The sequence below is a fragment of the Arachidicoccus sp. genome (genome assembly GCF_050436765.1).
Classification (GTDB): Bacteria; Bacteroidota; Bacteroidia; order Chitinophagales; family Chitinophagaceae; genus Arachidicoccus.
This window is the reverse complement of record NZ_JBNQGD010000036.1, coordinates 1-1,242: the sequence shown is the minus strand read 5'-3', so window position 1 is coordinate 1,242 and position 1,242 is coordinate 1. Positions and strand designations below refer to the sequence as shown.

Below are 1,242 nucleotides of genomic sequence, written 5' to 3'. Positions count from 1 at the left end.
ACGCTTGGATTATATCCACAGCACAATACGTATAGTATTTTAGATATTGGTTATGGGGGTGGCGCATTTTTAAAAGCGGCCCATCAAGCCGAATTTGATTGTTATGGTTATGACATAACCGGAATTAAACCTCCAGATGGCTGTGTATTTATTGAACCCCATGAAATACCATTTGATATAATAACGATGTATGATGTTTTGGAGCATTATGAGGATTTGACTATTATAAAAAATTACGATGCCCGATATTTCATAATAAGTGTTCCCAATTGTAGATATCCAGAAAATAACAAATGGTTTGAGAATTGGAAACATAGGAGGCCAGATGAACATCTGCACCATTTTAATCGAAGGTCATTGACTATGCTAATGAATACATTCGGTTATGATTTATTGCGTGCTAATTATATTGAGGATACTATCAGAAAAGAGAAAACCCCCTATAATATATTAACAGCAGTTTTTGGTAGAAATGATTAAAAAAATTTTAATTAAATTACAAATGATTAATGTTATTCCTTTAGTTTCTCAAAATTATGGCTGTGATTATCACCGCATAATAATTCATTTACAAATAATTAGGGAGAGATATAAAGATGAATTAAGCATCAATACGATCACTCTAATGCCCGATAAGACTATTGTAGTTGACTTTGATAATGTGGACGTGGTTATTTACAATAGATTTTCAAAAATAAGATTTGAAAAACTTCTTGAACTTCGGGAGAAAAGAAGGTTTAAAATAATCTGTGATCTGGATGATTATTGGGAGGTTTACGATAAGCATTTAGCAGCTAATTTATATAAGAGGGGTAATCTTGTATTAAGACAGATTGAGAACCTAAAGGCTGCTGATATGGTTTGGACAACGCATACAAGATTAGCCGATTTGATAAAACCATATAATAAAAATGTGGAAATTCTTCCCAATTCCATACCGTTTGAATTTGGACAGTTTATATCCAATGAGAAACAACCATCCGAAAGAATAAGGTTCATTTACGCAGGCGAGAGCAGCCATGAAAAAGACTTGTCAATACTTCGTTATCCATTCCAAAGAATAGATCAAGAAATTATGAATAAAGCTCAATTCATAATGGCGGGATATATAAAGAATACGACGGGTGTTTGGGATCGAATGGAAGCCCATTATTCTTTAGATGGGAAGCTACCTTATAAGCGTGTTGATAAATTGCCTATTGAAAGCTATATGAATCTTTATAATGAAGCAGATGTTTCCCT

2 protein-coding genes are annotated in these 1,242 nt (G+C 33.1%); both read left to right on the top strand.

Going from position 1 to position 1,242, the window contains the following annotated elements; translation table 11 throughout:
- On the top strand, window positions 1-480 hold a 480-nt coding region (locus ACQR30_RS01300), incomplete at its 5' end, for a class I SAM-dependent methyltransferase (protein ID WP_429730158.1).
- A gap of 22 nt (window positions 481-502) precedes the next feature.
- Window positions 503-1,242 (top strand): hypothetical protein (locus tag ACQR30_RS01295; protein ID WP_429730156.1); only part of this gene is annotated, 740 nt, incomplete at its 3' end.